The organism is Cellulomonas sp. Y8 (assembly GCF_008033115.1).
In the GTDB taxonomy this organism is placed as follows: Bacteria; Actinomycetota; Actinomycetes; order Actinomycetales; family Cellulomonadaceae; genus Cellulomonas.
In genome coordinates, this window is sequence record NZ_CP041203.1 from 1,734,638 (window position 1) to 1,751,113 (window position 16,476).

At 73.1% G+C, this 16,476-nt stretch carries 19 protein-coding genes, 1 pseudogene and 1 riboswitch; of the genes and pseudogenes, 13 read left to right on the plus strand and 7 right to left on the minus strand.

Annotation, left to right across the window (positions count from 1 at the left end):
- Nucleotide 1 precedes the first annotated feature (1 nt).
- The 3 genes from FKM96_RS07840 to FKM96_RS07850 all read right to left on the minus strand — a co-directional run bounded on the left by FKM96_RS07840 (nucleotide 2) and on the right by FKM96_RS07850 (nucleotide 2,245).
- Nucleotides 2-316 carry a glutaredoxin gene (locus FKM96_RS07840; protein WP_210417390.1) on the minus strand — a complete coding sequence of 105 codons (315 nt, stop codon included), beginning with the start codon at nucleotides 314-316 and terminating at the stop codon, nucleotides 2-4.
- Nucleotides 317-389: 73 nt separating this feature from the next.
- The gene (locus tag FKM96_RS07845) at nucleotides 390-1,460 is read right to left on the minus strand and encodes a cell wall metabolism sensor histidine kinase WalK (protein WP_246855254.1); all 1,071 of its coding nucleotides are present in this window, start codon (nucleotides 1,458-1,460) and stop codon (nucleotides 390-392) included.
- Between the two features lie 62 nt (nucleotides 1,461-1,522).
- Nucleotides 1,523-2,245, minus strand: a complete 723-nt coding sequence (locus FKM96_RS07850) for a response regulator transcription factor (protein WP_147794773.1) — start codon at nucleotides 2,243-2,245, stop codon at nucleotides 1,523-1,525.
- A 123-nt stretch (nucleotides 2,246-2,368) separates the two neighbouring features.
- On the opposite strand from FKM96_RS07850, the gene FKM96_RS07855 reads away from it, so the two are divergent.
- From FKM96_RS07855 to FKM96_RS07900, 10 genes are all read left to right on the plus strand, one after another.
- Nucleotides 2,369-2,779 (plus strand): hypothetical protein, encoded by a 411-nt coding sequence (locus FKM96_RS07855; protein WP_246855255.1) that lies wholly within the window; start codon nucleotides 2,369-2,371, stop codon nucleotides 2,777-2,779.
- A 129-nt stretch (nucleotides 2,780-2,908) separates the two neighbouring features.
- On the plus strand, nucleotides 2,909-3,484 hold the full coding sequence (locus FKM96_RS07860; RefSeq protein WP_147794774.1) for a CueP family metal-binding protein: 576 nt from the start codon (nucleotides 2,909-2,911) through the stop codon (nucleotides 3,482-3,484).
- A 179-nt stretch (nucleotides 3,485-3,663) separates the two neighbouring features.
- Nucleotides 3,664-3,885 (plus strand): hypothetical protein, encoded by a 222-nt coding sequence (locus FKM96_RS07865; RefSeq protein WP_147794775.1) that lies wholly within the window; start codon nucleotides 3,664-3,666, stop codon nucleotides 3,883-3,885.
- An 83-nt stretch (nucleotides 3,886-3,968) separates the two neighbouring features.
- Nucleotides 3,969-5,303, plus strand: coding sequence for a M23 family metallopeptidase (locus tag FKM96_RS07870; protein WP_147794776.1), 1,335 nt, complete (start codon nucleotides 3,969-3,971; stop codon nucleotides 5,301-5,303).
- Nucleotides 5,304-5,345: 42 nt separating this feature from the next.
- A complete protein-coding gene (locus FKM96_RS07875) occupies nucleotides 5,346-5,909 on the plus strand; it encodes a D-alanyl-D-alanine carboxypeptidase family protein (RefSeq protein ID WP_147794777.1) in 564 nt (187 codons plus the stop codon).
- Nucleotides 5,910-6,033: 124 nt separating this feature from the next.
- Nucleotides 6,034-6,212: riboswitch (cyclic di-AMP (ydaO/yuaA leader) on the plus strand.
- Complete coding sequence (locus FKM96_RS07880; protein WP_147794778.1) at nucleotides 6,212-7,003, plus strand: C40 family peptidase; 792 nt, start codon at nucleotides 6,212-6,214, stop codon at nucleotides 7,001-7,003. (Overlaps the previous riboswitch by 1 nt.)
- Before the next feature lie 201 nt (nucleotides 7,004-7,204).
- Nucleotides 7,205-8,263 carry a thioredoxin-disulfide reductase gene (gene trxB / locus FKM96_RS07885; protein ID WP_147794779.1) on the plus strand — a complete coding sequence of 353 codons (1,059 nt, stop codon included), beginning with the start codon at nucleotides 7,205-7,207 and terminating at the stop codon, nucleotides 8,261-8,263.
- On the plus strand, nucleotides 8,260-9,366 hold the full coding sequence (arsB, locus tag FKM96_RS07890) for an ACR3 family arsenite efflux transporter (protein ID WP_147794780.1): 1,107 nt from the start codon (nucleotides 8,260-8,262) through the stop codon (nucleotides 9,364-9,366). Before trxB ends, arsB begins: the two co-directional genes overlap by 4 nt.
- Complete coding sequence (locus FKM96_RS07895; protein WP_147794781.1) at nucleotides 9,363-10,391, plus strand: metalloregulator ArsR/SmtB family transcription factor; 1,029 nt, start codon at nucleotides 9,363-9,365, stop codon at nucleotides 10,389-10,391. The genes arsB and FKM96_RS07895 overlap by 4 nt, the downstream gene beginning before the upstream one ends.
- Before the next feature lie 18 nt (nucleotides 10,392-10,409).
- A complete protein-coding gene (locus tag FKM96_RS07900; protein ID WP_147794782.1) occupies nucleotides 10,410-10,832 on the plus strand; it encodes an arsenate reductase ArsC in 423 nt (140 codons plus the stop codon).
- A gap of 59 nt (nucleotides 10,833-10,891) precedes the next feature.
- Here FKM96_RS07900 and FKM96_RS07905 read toward each other — a convergent pair whose 3' ends face one another.
- Entirely contained in the window at nucleotides 10,892-11,092 is a 201-nt protein-coding gene (locus tag FKM96_RS07905; protein WP_147794783.1) for a hypothetical protein, read from the minus strand.
- On the minus strand, nucleotides 11,092-11,865 hold the full coding sequence (gene arsM, locus FKM96_RS07910; RefSeq protein WP_147794784.1) for an arsenite methyltransferase: 774 nt from the start codon (nucleotides 11,863-11,865) through the stop codon (nucleotides 11,092-11,094). The genes FKM96_RS07905 and arsM overlap by 1 nt, the downstream gene beginning before the upstream one ends.
- A gap of 103 nt (nucleotides 11,866-11,968) precedes the next feature.
- On the opposite strand from arsM, the pseudogene FKM96_RS07915 reads away from it, so the two are divergent.
- Nucleotides 11,969-12,343 (plus strand): annotated as a pseudogene (locus tag FKM96_RS07915) (metalloregulator ArsR/SmtB family transcription factor).
- A 32-nt stretch (nucleotides 12,344-12,375) separates the two neighbouring features.
- A complete protein-coding gene (locus FKM96_RS07920) occupies nucleotides 12,376-12,849 on the plus strand; it encodes a GNAT family N-acetyltransferase (RefSeq protein ID WP_168216914.1) in 474 nt (157 codons plus the stop codon).
- Nucleotides 12,850-12,976: 127 nt separating this feature from the next.
- Here FKM96_RS07920 and FKM96_RS07925 read toward each other — a convergent pair whose 3' ends face one another.
- Entirely contained in the window at nucleotides 12,977-13,948 is a 972-nt protein-coding gene (locus FKM96_RS07925; RefSeq protein WP_147794786.1) for an ATP-dependent DNA ligase, read from the minus strand.
- 110 nt (nucleotides 13,949-14,058) lie between these two features.
- On the opposite strand from FKM96_RS07925, the gene FKM96_RS07930 reads away from it, so the two are divergent.
- Nucleotides 14,059-14,250: a hypothetical protein gene (locus FKM96_RS07930; protein WP_147794787.1), complete on the plus strand. Its 192-nt coding sequence runs from the start codon at nucleotides 14,059-14,061 to the stop codon at nucleotides 14,248-14,250.
- A gap of 110 nt (nucleotides 14,251-14,360) precedes the next feature.
- On the opposite strand, the gene FKM96_RS07935 is transcribed toward FKM96_RS07930, so the two are convergent.
- A complete protein-coding gene (locus FKM96_RS07935) occupies nucleotides 14,361-16,343 on the minus strand; it encodes a S1 family peptidase (RefSeq protein ID WP_147794788.1) in 1,983 nt (660 codons plus the stop codon).
- Nucleotides 16,344-16,476 lie beyond the last annotated feature (133 nt).

Consider the following 16,476-nt stretch of genomic DNA (forward strand, 5'->3'; position numbering starts at 1 on the left):
CTCAGCGCACCGCGGTCAGCGGGACGTCGGCGCCGCGCTGGCGAAGCAGGTCGAGAAGGCGCCCGGTGCGCAGTCGCCCGGAGCTGACGAACTCCCCGTCGAGCAGGACCAGTGGGCTCATCGCCGCACGGTGCTCGGCGACCAGCTGCTGCCCCTCGTCGGACCGTGCCTCGAGAACCCGCAAGCGCAGCGGTGTGCGCTCGCGCAGCCGGTCGAGGGTGTCGAGTGCGGCGTCGCAGAGGTGGCATGCGGGTGAGCGCACCACCGTGACGACCGGGTCGGTCAGGCTCTTCAACTGGCCGGGCGTGCTGGGCATGCCACCACGGTCCCGCGCACCACCTGCGCCGACGATCACGCGTGCATCAAGTTTCGATGAAGCCTGCCGTCGGTCAGGCGCGAGTAGCGGTGGTGGTCGCGTCCGGCAGTCGGACGGAGAACCGCGAGCCGCGACCGAGGCCTTCGCTGGCTGCGTCGATCGTTCCGCCATGGGCCTGGACGAGCGCCCGGCAGATCGCCAGGCCGACGCCCGATCCACCGTGGCGGCGGTCGCGGGCGCTGTCGACGCGGTAGAACCGCTCGAACAGGTGCGGCAGGTGCTCGGCGGCGATGCCCTCGCCGGTGTCGGTGACGGTCAGTTCGATCGTGGTGGCGTCGCGGCGACCGGCAGAGAGGATGATGCGTCCGCCGGCGGGCGTGTGGCGGATCGCGTTCACCGCGAGGTTGTCCAGCACCTGCGCCATGCGGACGCGGTCGACCCGCACGACCCCGGCGTCGGCGCCGTTCTGGGTGGTGAGGGTGACGCCGGCGGTCTCGGCTCGCTCGCGTGCGACGAGCGCGGTGGCCTCGACGAGCTCGCCGGCGGGGACGTCGGCGAGGTGAAGGTCGAGCTCTCCGCTCTCGGCGCGGGTGACCGCGGCGAGGTCGCTGGCGAGTCGGGTCAGGCGCTGGGCCTGGTCGTTCAGAACGGTGATCGTCTCGGTGTCCAGGACGCGCACGCCGTCCTCAAGCGCTTCGACGTAGGCGGTGAGGGTCGCCGCCGGGGTTCGCAGCTCGTGGGCGACGTCGGTCAGCAGCCGCTCACGCAGTCGTTCGTCGGCTTCGAGGTGGGCGGCCATGGTGTTGAACGACCCAGCAAGCTGGTCGAACTCGACACCGATGCCCGGCAGCGGGACCCGGGCGTCGAACCGGCCGGAGCCGACCTGCGCGGCGGCGCGGGCCATCTGGGAGACTGAGCGCCCCACACGGCGCGTCAGGACCACGCTGACCGTCAGGGCGGTGACGCCCGCGACGACCATCGCCAGGCCGAGGGCGATGGTGCTCGCCGACTGGAACGCCTCTTCGATGTGCAGGTCGGCGAGCTCGTGGTCGGCGATGTTGGCCTGCACCAGGTGCTCGTGGAACAAGGCCGGCCCCACGAGCGTCGCCACCAGCCAGGCCGTGGCCGCGGCGGCCACGAGCACCAGGACGATCGAGACCAGCAGCCGCCGCCCGATGCTGCCGGGGCCGATCGCCTCGCGCGTCCTCATCCGGGTCCCATCCGGTACCCCACCCCGCGGACGGTGCGCACGAACCGTTGCTGCTGAGCGGTGTCCTTGAGCTTGCGGCGCACGTGCAGCACGTGGACGTCGACCAGGTGCTCGTCGCCCACCCAGCCCTCGCCCCAGACGGCGCGGATCAGCGCGGGCCGGGAGAACACGACGCCGGGTCGCGAGGCCAGCGCGGCCAGCACGTCGAACTCCAAGCGGGTCAGGACGACCGGCTCGCCGTCGACCTCGACCTCGCGCGCGTCCAGATCCAGGACGAGGCCACCGACGGTGACCCTGCGGGTCTCGACCGGCGCGGAGCCCTGGTCTGCAGGAGCGGCTCGGCGCGGGCGACGCAGCATGACGCGGATCCGGGCCATCAGCTCCCGCGGGCTGAACGGCTTGGTCATGTAGTCGTCCGCCCCCACGGACAGCCCGATCAAGGTGTCGACCTCGTCGCTGCGCGCGGTGAGCATGACGACGTAGCAATCGGAGAACGTGCGCAGCTGCCGGCAGATCTCCACGCCGTCGACCCCCGGCAGCCCGAGGTCGAGGACCACCACGTCCGGGTCGACCTCACGCAGCAGGGCGACCGCGGCGCTGCCGTCGTGGCACAAGGACACCTCGAAGCCCTCCCGCTCAAGGTAACCGCCGACGACCGAGGCGAGCGCCTGCTCGTCGTCGATCACGACGGCGCGCATCGTGGCCTCGGGCGGTGTCATGCGGCCATTGTGGCCAGGAGCCTGCACCTCGACGAGCACTGCGCGGATCGTGTGGGAACTTCCTGATCGAAACTTCATCGACCGGGGACGTCCTCGCGCGCCCGCGCCCCGTATCGTCGTCCGGTGCCTGATACCCCCACCGAGCCCGCCCGGGAGGCCACCCTTCCCGGGCTGACCGCCTGCTCGCTGTGCGCGGGTGAGACACTGGGGCACCGCGACCCGATGCCGGGCGGTCAGATGGCACGGCTGCGGGCGGTGGCCGAGCGCGTCGCTGCTCGCCTGACGTTCGTGGAGTGCCTCGACGAGTGCGAACGCGGCGACGTCGTCGTGGCCCGCCCCTCGGGCTCATGCCGACGCGCTGGAGCAGCGCCCGTGTGGTTCGAGCGCCTGGCGGGCGACCACCAGACCCGGGCGCTCGAAGACTGGCTGCGTGCCGGTGGTCCGGGTGCCAGAGCCGTCCCGCCCGAGCTCTCGGAGCACGTGATCCACCGCGGGTCCGAGGCCCCCGATGTCGTGGGATCGACAACTCACTGACATCGACGCCGTCGCACACTGGCCCACCTCGCCGACTCACCGAGAGGTTCGCTGCCTCGGCACCCGGGGCGGCGCGCCGGGACTTCGTGCCCACCTCGGTCGAACCGACGGCTTTCTACTCTGGAGAACATGAGGCTCACCCACCGACCCCGCCTGCTCGCCTCCGTGGCGCTCACCGCCCTGGTTCTCGCCGGTTGCGCGGCCCAGCCGGAAGCTGCCGATGACGCGCCTGCGACCGCCGTCGAGACGTGGGCCGAGCTGGACGCCACGGAGCTGATCGATCAGCTCGAGGCGATGCCCCTGGGCGAGCGACCCCAGGACGTGCTGGCATCCATCCGCCAGGACGAGGTCCTGGTGTCCTCGCCGAACGGGTCGCAAGAGGTCTCGGTCCCGATCGAGGAAGGGCACTACCTGTCGATCGCGCCGTACGTGGACCGGACGCACGACTGCTACTTCCACTCGCTGACCACCTGCACCGGCGAGATGGGCGGCGAGGAGATCACGGTGCAGATCGTCGACGACCGCACCGGTGAGGTGTACGTGGACGAGACGACCCGCGCCCACGACAACGGGTTCGTCGGGTTCTGGCTCCCGCGCGACATCGGCGCCACGGTCACGGTCACCGCCGCCGGCCGCAGCGCACAGGCCAGTGTCGCGACCGGCGACGAGGACCTGACGTGCCTGACCAGCCTGCAGCTCACCTGACCGCCACCGCGGTGCGCAGCGCGCCTGCCTGAGGGTATGAGTCGCGGTCCGGCTCGGCGATCTTGATCGAATCTTCATCGTCCGCCAGAGGAGACTTGACGCGCGCTGCCGACAGTTGAGGGCATGCACGTACCCCACGACGGTCACCGGTCTGGCGGCGGCCCAGCATGTGGTGCCAGATGAGCCCCGCCGGCTGGGCGGTCATGGCCGCCGCCTGGTTCACCCTGATCACGCTGGCCGTGTGGGGCGTGTCCCGGCTGTTCCCCACGCGTGCCGCCAGCAGTCCGCGTGCGGCGCTCGATGAGTGGCTCGCGTCGGGGACGATCGATGCCGAGATGTACGGCCGCCTGCGCGCGGACCTGGACACCGCCGGACCCAGCCGCTCGAGCCGCCCGTGGTGAGCGCCCCCACCCGTCGGTCGCGAGCCGCGGCCACGGGCCGTCCTCGCGCGTTCGCGACGGCAGCCCTGGCCGCGGTCATGGTCGTGGCGGTGCTGCTGCCCGCTGGGCCGGCCGCCGGTGACACCACCGACGACCAGGCGCGCGCGGCACAGCAGCGGGCCGAGGCCGCTCAGCGTCAGTACGAGGACGCGCAGGAGTCGGTCGAGGACCTGTCTGCGGAACTCGCGCAGGCCGTACTGACCCTGGAGGAGACGAAGGCCCGCCTGCCCGCAGCCCAGGCGGCGCTCGAGGAGGCGACTCGGACTGCAGACGCCGCCCGGCGCCAGGCCACGCTCGCGCGCGCCCGCCTGGAGGACACCAGCGACGTGCACGCCTCGCTGGTCGCCCAGATCGAGCAGGACTCCACCCGGACCGCCGAGGTGCGCGCCACCGTCGCCGAGCTCGCCCGCGCCGCCTACCAGGGGCGGTCGCGTTCCTCCGGTCTGGAGATCACGGTGGGCGCCAGCTCGGTTGAGGACTTCCAGGCGCGGTCGTTCACCGCGTCCACGGCCCAGCGGATGCAGGCACGCACGCTCGAGGAACTGACCAAGCTCGAGGCAGCCGGCCGCAGCAACGAGTCCCGGCTGCAGTCCGTGGTCGAGACCCTCGACGAGCTCGAGCAGGAAGCCGAGCGCGATGCCCGCGCGGCCGACGACGCCCTGGCAGCCCAGCGCGAGCAGAACGCGGCCCTCGACCGGGCCGTGGCCGACCAGACGGCGGCCGCCCAACGCATCGAGGGCATGAAGGGCCAGGCTGAGGCGGAGCAGGCCGCAGCCGACGCCGCCCGGGCCGACGCGGACGCCGAGATCGCGCGGATCGCGGCGCAGCAGGAGGCCGAAGCGGCAGCCGCGGCCGCGGCTCGGCCGGCACCCGCGAACCCTGCGCCACCGCAGCCGGCCGCTCCGGGGAAGCCGGGCCCGGCCGCTCCGCCCGCTGCCCCTCCAGCACCGCCGGCGGTCGAGTCCGGCGCGCTGTTCTCGAACCCGACGTCGATCCAGCCGATGTACGTCACGTCGAACTACGGCATGCGGCTGCACCCGATCCTGGGCTACACGCGCCTGCACGCAGGGATCGACCTGCGCACGTACTGCAACACACCGCTGTATGCCCCGCGCGACGGCACCGTGCAGTGGGCCGAGTGGCGCAACGGGTTCGGCAACCAGGTGATGCTCAACTACGGCACCATCAGCGGGCAGTCGCTGATGAGCTCCTCGAACCACTTGACCCGCTCGGTGGTCCGCGCCGGGCAATCCGTGACGCGCGGCCAGCTCATCGGGTATTCCGGCAACACCGGCCTGTCCGGAGCGTGCCACCTGCACTTCGAGGTCTACGTCGGCGGCAAGACCGTCGACCCCGCACCCCTGCTCGGGCTGCGATGACCACCACCAGCACCCCCTGCGCGACACCGGAAGGAGGACCGCGTGGACGGCATCACCGCGACCAGCGCCCGCATCCTTGAGATCCGCCAGCTCATCGGCGCCACCACACCCCGCCTCGTGAAGCCGGCGGGGGGCTCGGGCGACGCGTTCGCGGCGGCGCTCTCGGCGGCCGTCGACGACACGACCCCCAGCCCTTCCACGGCCCGCAACGCCCAGGGCGTGCCCGCCGACCTCGCGGCCCACGGCAACGGGAAGATCCCGAGCGACGCACTTTCCGAGGTCGGGAGCACCGGACACCGGCTGTGGGCGCCCGCAAGCCAGGCCCTCGACCAGCTGATGACCGCCGCCGAGCGCGACGGGATCGACGTCGGCATCACCGACTCCTACCGGTCGTACGACGCCCAGGTCGATGTCGCCCGCCGCAAGGGCCTGTACTCCCAGGGCGGCCTGGCGGCCCAGCCCGGCACCAGCCCGCACGGCTGGGGCGTGGCCGTCGACCTCGATCTGGACGACGCCGCTCAGAGGTGGATGCGCGCGAACGCGGGGCGGTTCGGGTTCGTCGAGGACACCCCACGCGAACCGTGGCACTGGGTCTACAAGACGTGAGACCGCAGCACCTGCTGCAGTCGCCAGGACGGACCAGGGAGGACTGAGACCACACCACCGCACGACCTCCGGGCCACGCCCGGAGCAGCACCGTCATCAACGCGCTCAGGGGCAGATCTGAGCGACCGGGTGGACGCCGAGTCCTGCCACCACCCGGATCATCTCGACCACGCATGGCAGGAACGGGGGAACCACCGATCGCCGGGCACGCAGGTGCCCTCGGGGTGAAGCCGGTCCACGGACCGGCCGGGCGTCTCCCGCCCGAACCCGACAGCTCACCCCGCAGGCGGCAGGAGACATCCATGCCTTCACGCCACACGACCTCCGCGCGGCACCGCGCGGACGGCCGAGCACACACCTTGCTCACGGACGCCCGCCTCACCGCGGCGCACCACCTGTCCAGCACCACCCGGCGCACCGGCGCCGCCGTCGCCTCGTCCGGCCTGGCGGTGTCGCTCCTCGCGGCACCCGCCCTCGCCGACGACGAGGTCCGGACCACCGCCGTGGACGTCTCGGCCCTGACCGCCTCCGCCCGTGCCATCGTCGAGGCCGCCCCGGTCGTCGCCTCGCCCGCGGAGGCGTCCTGGACTTTTGAGAACCCGGCCGCGACCGCGGTCACCCCGCCGCCGCCCCCGCCGCCCGTCGTTGAGGAGGAGCCCGAGCCCGATGCGGCGGCGAGCCGGTCGCGATCGGCAGAGCCCGAGGCGCCGGCCGCCGAGCCCGCTCCCGCGGCCGTCGGCGCGCCCGCGCCGGCGAGCGCGAACGGCAGCGCCATCGTCGAGATCGCCTCGAGCCTGGTCGGGATCCCGTACGTCTGGGGCGGCACGACCCCGTCCGGGTTCGACTGCTCCGGGTTCACTTCCTACGTCTACGCGCAGGTGGGGATCGCGCTGCCCCGCACGTCCGGCGACCAGCGGTACGCCGGCGTCGAGGTCCCGCGCGACCAGGCCCAGCCCGGTGACCTGATCTGGTCGCCGGGGCACATCTCCATCTACGCCGGCGGGAACCTTCAGGTCGACGCGCCCACCCCCGGCAAGAGCATTCAGATCCGCGAGATCTGGCAGTCCAACCCGAAGTTCATCCGCGTCGGGTAGCGCGCTGGGGCCGCACCCCGCCTGCGGGGTGCGGCCCGCGCCGCCGCCATCTGACTTACTCGGCCCCTGACTTCGAATAGCAGTGGATGCCCCTGGGGCGAACGTCGCTGGCTGAAACTCGGATGCCGTCGCCGGAGCGCTTGGGGAAACCGAGGTCGACGGCGGCTTTCGTACTGTTTTGATGTGTGTCAACATAGAGACATGTCGAACCAACCCCCCGTCCGCGACATCGTCATCGTCGGCTCCGGCCCCGCCGGGTACTCCGCCGCGATCTACGCGGCGCGCGCGGGCCTGGCCCCCTACGTGGTGGCCGGGTCGGTGACCGCCGGCGGCGCGCTCATGAACACCACGGACGTCGAGAACTTCCCCGGGTTCCCCGACGGCATCCTGGGCCCCGACCTCATGGACAACCTGCAGAAGCAGGCCGAGCGGTTCGGCGCCGAGGTGCTCTGGGACGACGCCGTCGAGCTCGACCTGGCCGGCCCGGTCAAGACCATCGTCACCGGCGGCGGCGAGACCATCCGCGCCCGCGCCGTCATCCTGTCGACCGGCTCCGCGTACCGCGAGCTCGGCCTGGACGACGAGAAGCGGCTCTCCGGCCGCGGCGTCTCGTGGTGCGCGACCTGCGACGGGTTCTTCTTCCGCGACCAGGACATCATCGTGGTCGGCGGCGGCGACTCGGCCGTCGAGGAGGCCACCTTCCTCACCCGGTTCGGCAAGTCGGTGACGATCGTGCACCGTCGCGACGAGCTCCGGGCGTCGAAGATCATGGCCGACCGCGCCAAGAACGACCCGAAGATCCAGTTCGCGTGGAACTCCGAGGTCGTCGGCATCCACGGCGACGAGAAGGTCACCGGCGTCACCCTGCGCGACACCGTGACCGGCGAGACCCGCGAGCACGGCGCCACCGGCGTGTTCGTCGCGATCGGCCACGTGCCGCGCACCGAGCTCCTCGCGGGCCAGGTCGACCTCGACGAGAACGGCTACATCGTCGTCGAGGGCCGGTCCACCCGGACCAACCTGCCGGGCGTGTTCGCCGCCGGTGACGCGGTGGACCACACCTACCGCCAGGCGATCACCGCCGCCGGCTCGGGCTGCTCGGCCGCGCTCGACGCGCAGCACTACCTGGCCGCGCTCGGCGACGTGGACCCGGCCTCCCCGGCCGAGATCCCCGCCGCCGTCGAGCACGCCGACGTCGACGCCGTCGCCGCCCTTGACGCCCGGGTCGCGGACACGGCCGCTGCGGCGGTCGCTCGATGAGCGCGCAGGTGCCCGACCTGACCGCGACGCGCGGGCGGCTGTCGACGCTCGATCGGTGGCTGCCGGTCTGGATCGGCCTGGCGATGGTCGCCGGTCTTGCGCTGGGTCGATTCGTCCCGGCGCTCGGTGATGCGCTGGCCGAGCTCGAGGTCGGCGGGATCTCACTGCCGATCGCCCTCGGCCTGCTGGTGATGATGTACCCGGTGCTGGCCAAGGTCCGCTACGACCGGGTCGCGGCGGTGACCGGCGACAAGCGGCTGCTCGCGAGCTCGCTCGCGCTCAACTGGGTTGTCGGGCCTGCGCTGATGTTCGCGCTCGCCTGGGTGTTCCTGCCCGACCTTCCCGAGTACCGCACCGGCCTGATCATCGTCGGCCTGGCACGGTGCATCGCGATGGTCGTGATCTGGAACGACCTGGCCTGCGGCGACCGCGAGGCCGCGGCGGTGCTGGTCGCGATCAACTCGGTGTTCCAGGTCGTAGCGTTCTCCCTGCTCGGCTGGTTCTACCTCAGCGTGCTGCCCGGCTGGCTCGGGCTGGACTCCGCCGGGCTGGACGTCTCGATCGGGCAGATCGCGGTCAACGTCCTGGTCTTCCTCGGCATCCCGCTGGCCGCCGGGTTCGCATCCCGCTGGGTCGGCGAGCGCACCCGCGGACGCAACTGGTACGAGGAGCGGTTCATCCCGCGCATCGGGCCGTGGGCGCTATACGGGCTGCTGTTCACGATCGTGCTCCTGTTCGCTCTGCAGGGTGACGCCGTGATGTCCCGGCCGCTCGACGTGGCGCGGATCGCGCTGCCGCTGCTCGTGTACTTCGCGGTGATGTGGGGCGTCGGGATGCTCACCGGCCGGGGCCTGGGTCTGGGGTACTCCCGCTCGACCACGCTCGCGTTCACCGCGGCGGGCAACAACTTCGAACTCGCCATCGCCGTCGCGATCGGCACGTTCGGCGCGACCTCCGGGCAGGCACTGGCTGGCGTCGTCGGCCCGCTGATCGAGGTCCCGGTCCTGGTCGGGCTGGTCTACGTCAGCCTGCGGGCCGGCCGACGCTGGTTCACCGACACCGCTCGTCCCGTCTCCGCCGAACCGCAGGAGGTCCGCTCATGACCACCACGACACCCGGCCCCGCCGTCATCGAGGAGGGCTGCACGCCGCAGTCCTCGCCTGCCGACCACGCGATGGGCCTGGACGCCGCCACCCAAGTTGCCGGCACCCTGAAAGCGCTCGGGGACCCGCTGCGCCTGCGGATGCTGTCGCTGATCGCGACGTCCCCGAACGGCGAGGCGTGCGTGTGCGACCTGGCCACGGTCGCCGAGGTCTCCCAGCCGACCGTCTCGCACCACCTGAAGCTGCTCAAGGACGTCGGGCTGCTGACGTCCGAGCGCCGCGGGACCTGGGTGTACTACCGGGTGCAACCCGCGCTGCGCGGAGCGGTCACCACCCTGCTGGACTCGTTCGCCCCGGTGGCGGCCGAGGCGGCGCACCTGTCCCCCCTGACCGGGCTGACCGACGCCGAGACCGCGCTCGCGCGGGTCGCGGACCGGCTCGCCGCCGCCTTCCCCGACCGCGACCCCGCCGCAGTGCTGACCGTGGTCCGCGAGTCCTACACCGGCCTGGCGCGCTCCTCGGCCGTTCGCTCGCACCTGGTGGTCAACACCGAGCGGTTCGCCCGCCAGCGCCTCACCGACGCCGCCCGCGCCCTGGACGCCGCGGCGACCGCGCACCGCCCGCAGGTGCTGTTCGTGTGCGTCGCCAACGCCGGGCGGTCCCAGCTCGCCGCAGCCCTCCTGCACCACTACGCCGGCGACGCCGTCGTCGTCCGCTCGGCGGGTTCCTCGCCCGCCGGCGAGGTGCACCCCGGGGTCCGGCCGCTGCTCGCCGAGCTCGAGGCCGACGCAGAGGCGTTCCCCAAGCCGCTGACCGACGACGCCGTCCGCGCCGCGGACGTCGTCATCACCATGGGCTGCGGCGACACCTGCCCAATCCTGCCCGGCAAGCGGTACGAGGACTGGGTCGTCGGCGACCCCGCCCTGGCCTCCGACACCGGCGTGCGCGCCATCCGCGACGAGATCGACCGCCGCGTGCGTGGACTGCTCACCGACCTGCTGCCCGACCTCCCCCTGCCCGCCTGACTCCTGAGGAGACCCCCGATGAGCGAGACCACCAAGCCGTCCGCCCTGTTCGTCTGCGTCCACAACGCCGGCCGCTCCCAGATGGCCGCCGGCTACCTGCGGGCGCTGTCCGGCGGTGCCGTCGAGGTCCGCTCGGCCGGGTCGATGCCCGCCGAGCAGATCAACCCGGTCGCCGTGGAGGCCATGCTCGAGGAGGGCATCGACATCCGCGCCGAGCGCCCCAAGGTCCTGACGACCGACGCGGTCAAGGCCTCCGACGTCGTCATCACCATGGGCTGCGGCGACGCCTGCCCGATCTTCCCCGGCAAGCGGTACGAGGACTGGGCCTTGGCCGACCCCGCCGGGCAGGGCATCGAGTCGGTCCGCCCGATCCGCGACGAGATCCGCGGCCGCATCCTGACCCTGCTCGCCGAGCTCGGGGTCGAGCCCGTCACCGCCTGACCAGCGAACGCTCGTGAGGGCCGCACCCCGCCTGGGGTGCGGCCCTCGTGCGTGCTCGGTCAGGCCGGGCAGCAGGCCGGCGCCGCGGCCGGGCCGGCGCCGGTGAGGCGCGCCCGCACCCGGTCGGCGAGCGCGGCCAGGTGCCGGCGGGCGCGCACGACGCAGCCCGGGCAGTCCTGAGCGGCGCGGCGCAGCTCGAGCTCGCGGGCCAGCTCACGGTCCCGCTGCTGGTGGACGGTCAGGTAGATGTCGGGGTGCATCACGCCTCCTGAGGGGCGGGCTTGCGGGCGCGCACGATCGCGCCGTGCATGCCCTCGGCGACGGGGTGGGTGAACTCGACCTCGGCGTCGACGAACCCCGCCGCCGCCAGCCCCTGCAGGTACTCGGTGTGCGAGAGCGCCCCGGCGATGCAGCCCACGTACGAGCCGCGCTCGGCGCGCTGCTCGGGGGTCAGGTGGTCCTCGGCGACCACGTCGGAGATCCCGAACCGCCCGCCGGGCACCAGCACCCGGAACGCCTCGGCCAGCACCGCCGGCTTGTCCGGCGACAGGTTCACCACGCAGTTGGAGATCACCACGTCCACCGCCGCGTCGTCCAGGGGCAGGTCTTCGATCGTGCCCTTGCGGAACTCCACGTTGCTCGCCCCGACCTTCGCCGCGTTCGCCCGGGCCAAGTCGAGCATCTCGTCGGTCATGTCGACCCCGTAGGCGAACCCGGACGCGCCGACCCGCCGCGCGGACAGCAGCACGTCGATCCCGCCGCCCGAGCCCAGGTCCAGCACACGTTCGCCCTCGCGCAGCTCGGCGACCATCAGCGGGTTCCCGCAGCCCAGCGAGGCCGCCAGCGCCTCGGCCGGCACCGCCGCCGCGTCCTCCGCCCCGTACAGGCCCGCGCCGAACCGCTCGTCGATCACCAGGTCCGTCGGCCCGCACCCACCGACCGAGTCCCCACCGCAGCAACCGGCGTCCCCGGCACCCTGCACGGCCGCCAGGGCGTAGCGCGCCCGGACCTGCTCCCGGATGTCCTGTGCCATCACTCCTCCTTCGCATCGATACCTGTCGATGCCTGGAGCGTGGACCATCCCATCGACGGCTGTCAACATCGACAGGCGTCAATGCGTGGCGCATGATGAGGGCATGGCTCTCGACCTGCTCCCGGTGGCCTCGACCGCGTCCACGGGCTGCTGCAGCCCCGTGACCGGTTCGACGATGAGCGCCGAGGACGCCGAGCGCACCGCGCGCACGCTGAAGGCGCTGGCCGACCCTGCCCGCCTGCGGCTGCTGTCGATCATCGCCGCCCACGACGGCGGCTAGGCGTGCGTCTGCGACCTCACCGAGCCTGTCGGACTGTCCCAGCCGACCGTGTCGCACCACCTCAAGGTGCTTACCGAGGCCGGCTTCGTCACCCGTGAGAGGCGCGGGGTCTGGGCGTACTACACGCTCGTCCCGGACGCGGTGCGGGCGCTCACCGCGCACCTCGGCGAGCACGTGCTCGACCGGGCGGGCGAATGACCACCACAGCCACGGGCTTCACCGTGGCCCCGATGCGCGGCGAGCACGCCGACGCGGTCCTGGACATCTACAACGCCGGCATCGCGACCGGCACTGCGAACTTTCAGGCCCAGCCGCCGTCCTGGGACGAGTTCGACGACGACCACCTGGCCGAGCACCGCTTCGTCGCCCTCGACGGTGACACCGTCCTCGGCTGGGTCGCTGCCTCCCCGGTCTCGGGACGCTGCGTCTACGCCGGCGTCGTCGAGCACTCGGTCTATGTCGCACCCGAAGCTCGCGGCCGCGGCGTGGGGCGCAACCTGCTAGATCGCCTGCTGGAGTCAGCCCGAACTGGCGGAATCTGGACCGTCCAGTGCGGCGTCTTCCCGCAGAACGTCGCCAGCCTCGCCCTGCACGGGGCAGCCGGGTTCCGTGTCGTGGGCACGCGCGAGCGGCTCGGGCGGATGGGACACGGTCCGCATGCCAGCACGTGGCTCGACGTGGTCCTGCTGGAGAAGCGCCTGTAAGAGAACGAGGCGCCGATGCGCTGGATCCGAGCCGCCGGTTGCATCACATACAGCATCGATGCATGCACCCTAGAGATGCTGGCCAACCGGTGATCCGGGCCGTGGCTGCCCCCGGATATCGGTGAGTTCAAGCGGTAGTCGGGGGTGGCGAGACCTCCTCCAGATGCAAGTCAGGACGTACCCGGACGAACCGCAGCGGGTGTCGGAAGCTCCTTCCGGACCAGGCGGTGTCGGCGGACACCTCGATGACGAGCGGGTCGACCAGGGTCAGGGTGATGGGCTCGCGGCCGGCGCCGAACCCGTGCACGGCGGACGCCGGCACGACGGCCGGCCACGGGTGGCCGGGGCCGGCCGCCGCGACGAGCTGGCGCGCCAGGTCGCGGCTCGCGATACCGCTGAGCGGGGTGGTACGTCCGACGATGCGCAGCTCGCCGTCGAGCGGCAGGCCGGCGACGGCGGCCTCCGGCGCGGCGACAGGGCCGATGACGGCGGCGCAGACGACGTCGAGCACCGACCGGTGCTTGACCTTGAGCCAGTCGCGGCGGCCGGGCCGGTAGGGCTGGGCGCCGCCCTTGGCGACCAGCCCCTCGACGCCGGCCGCGGCGAGGTCTCGGAACCAGGCGGCGGCCACGTCGACGTCGCTCGTCGACGGTGAGAGCGTCATCGGCGGCGCCCAGGCGGCGGCGAGCTCGGCGAGCACGGTCCGCCGCTCGTGGTGTGGCCGGGGCCGCAGGTTGGTCCGGTCGTGCTCGAGGACGTCGAACGCGGCGTAGGAGGCGGGCTGCTCGCGCGCGAGACGCGCGGCGGTGCGCGGACTGGCCACGCGCCGCTGCAGCGCGGAGAAGTCCAGCGTCCCGGTGGTGGTCGACCAGACGACGGCCTCGCCGTCGAGGACGGTCCCGACCGGCACCTGGGCCGCGGCGGCGGCCGCGAGGTCGGGCAGCGCCGCGGTGAGGTCGGTGCCGCGGCGCGAAAGAACCCGCGCGCCGCGCTCGTCGACGACGAGGACCGCCCGGTACCCGTCCCACTTGGGTTCCCAGGTGGTGCCGCCAGGCAGCGCGGAGGTCTCCGCGATGGTCTCGACGGCGCGCGCGAGCATCACGTCGCTGGGAATCGAGCGCTCGGCTGGGGTGATCGACTCAGGGTGCCGGGCCCGGGCGACGTCCGCGCGGGCGGCTGGTGTCGGCGGGCGGACGTAGGCTCCGGGCCGTGATCGTGCTCCACGCCCTGGCTGAGACCGTCCCCCCGGACCACACCGGGGTTGACCCGGACCGCCGGACGTCGCAGCTGGAGGGTCGGGGCGAGGACTACGACGCGGCGATGGCCGCGCTGCGCGAGCAGGTGCCGGACGGGATGCGTCTGATCTGGGTCCGCCGGCCGGGCGCGGACGACCCCAGTTAGCTGGGCGGGGCGCGCCGACGGCATCGGTTCGTGCGGAGGACTTCGTGTCGCAGCGACGGCGATCGGGCATCTCACCAGGGAGGCTCCCCGACGCGGTGCGCCGAGGAGCCTCAGTGGTGAGCGGTGCGGCGTAGGTGCGTCAGGCCCGGGCGTGGGGCTCGTCGGGCGAGGACGGTGGCCGTCCCGCCGGCGAGCAGGAGCACCACCGCGATCGCGGCGATGAGGGCCGCGGTCTCGGCGCCGGTGCGCGCGAGCATCCCGGTGGGCGCCGCGGCGGCCGGGGTGTCCGGCGCCGCGACGGGGGCGGCGGTGACGGTCAGGCCGACGCGGGCGGGGTCGGACGTCGCGCCGTTGATCGTCTGGGTCGCGGTGATCGCGTGCTCGCCGGCGGCGAGCCGCTCGGCCAGCGCGACGCTCCACGCGCCCTGCTCGACCTCGGCGGCCAGGGCCGCGGTGTCGTTCACGGCGACCTGGACGCTGGCGCCGTCGATGCCGGTCCCCTCGACGCGGTTGGGTGCGTCGGCCTCGGCGAACGTCGCGCCGTCGAGGCTGGCGATCGCGGGGGCGACGGGCACGACCTGGAACGTGGTCGTCACCGGGGCTGTCGGGGTGCCGCTGGTCTGCGCGACGGTCACGGAGTGCACGCCGTAGGACAGGTCGACCGCCACCTGCCAGGTCCCGTCGCCGGCGACCACGATGGTCTCGGTGACAGCGCCGCTGAGTTCGACGGTCTCGCCGGCGTTGCCGACACCGGTGATCTGCTGCAGCCCGGTGACGACGCGCTCACCCTCGGCGGGGCTGATGATCCCAGTGGCCGGGACGACGTCGTAGCCGAAGCTCAGCGCCTGGGAGACCGAGTACCCGCTGCGGGCGGTCGCGGTGTAGTTCACCGCGCCGGCCTGGGTGGGGGCGGTAATCGACCAAGTGCCGGCGCCGCTGACCGGGACGTCGACGGGCGCCCCGCTGCCGCGCTTCACGGACAGCACGGTGCCAGCCGGGGCGGTACCGGTGATGGTGGCGCCGGGCAGGATCGTCGAGCCGTCGGCCGGGCCGGTCAGGGCCGGGGCGGCGACCTCGACGGCCACGGTGTACCCGCCGGTGCGGGCCAGCGCGGTCTGCAGGTCCGCGGCCCACATCACCGGGACCCCGCCGCTGGTACCGCCGCCGGACACCAGGCCGACGGCGGTGGAGCCCTGCAGGACCGCGCCGCCGGAGTCGCCCTCGGCGGCCGGCACGTCGGTCATGAACCCGGCGACCTCGCGGCCGTCAACGACGGCCCAGCCGTGCCCCATCACGCTGCCGGAGGTGAACCCCGTCGTGCGGCCGGACTTCACGACGCCCTGGTCGACCTGCGCGCGGCCCACGCCCGTGACCGGGCGGGTGGAGGCCGACAGGTCCGCCACGGTGGTCCAGTCGGTCACCGCCGGCAGCAGCGTGAGTTCGGAGTTGGCCACGTCGATCACGGACACGTCCGTGCTGGTGAGGTCGCCGTCGGCGCCCGGGGTGTTGCCCGGCCCGCCGAACTGCGAGAACCCAAACGTGCCGAGCTCGGCCAGCAGCGAGATGTCGTCCCCGCCGCCCGCGTCGTCGTCCGCCGGCACGGTCAGCGCGGCCTCGGTGAAGTCGCCGTCGTCCGTGCAGTGCCCCGCGGAGATGACCGCGGGCGCGCCGGCAGGGGTGAACCCGGTGAAGCCGACCGAGCACAGCCCGGCGGCGAACGACAGCGGGTTGTACGCGGCGTACCCGGCGCCGCCGACCACGTCGCTGGAGGCGAGCGCCGTCAGCGGCGCGTCCAGGACGACGACCTCGACGTTGCCGTGGCCGTCCACGAACTCCTCGGCCTCGTCGACCAGCTCCTCGACCGGCTCGGTGGTCAGCAGCACGACGTTGCCGTCACCGTCCGCCGTCACCGCCTCGACGCCCTCGAGCCCGAGCAGCGTGCGCGCCTGGGCGCTGAACTGCGGCCCCGACGTCGGCGCCACCGGGTCGGCGTCGTCGGCGAACGCGGCCGTCCCGGCCAGGCCGGCCAGACCCGCGGTCGCGAGCGACCCTACGGCCAGGCACGCGACCCGGCCCTTCCATCGTGCAGACAATGCGACTCCTCGTCGTTGAGCCCCCCGCACCCGTCGACGGCACGCTGATGTACCGCTGACCAGGTAGGACTCATCGACGCTAGCGGCGCCCAACCGACACTCAGGAGCCGGCTAGGTAGCACCTACATCTGCG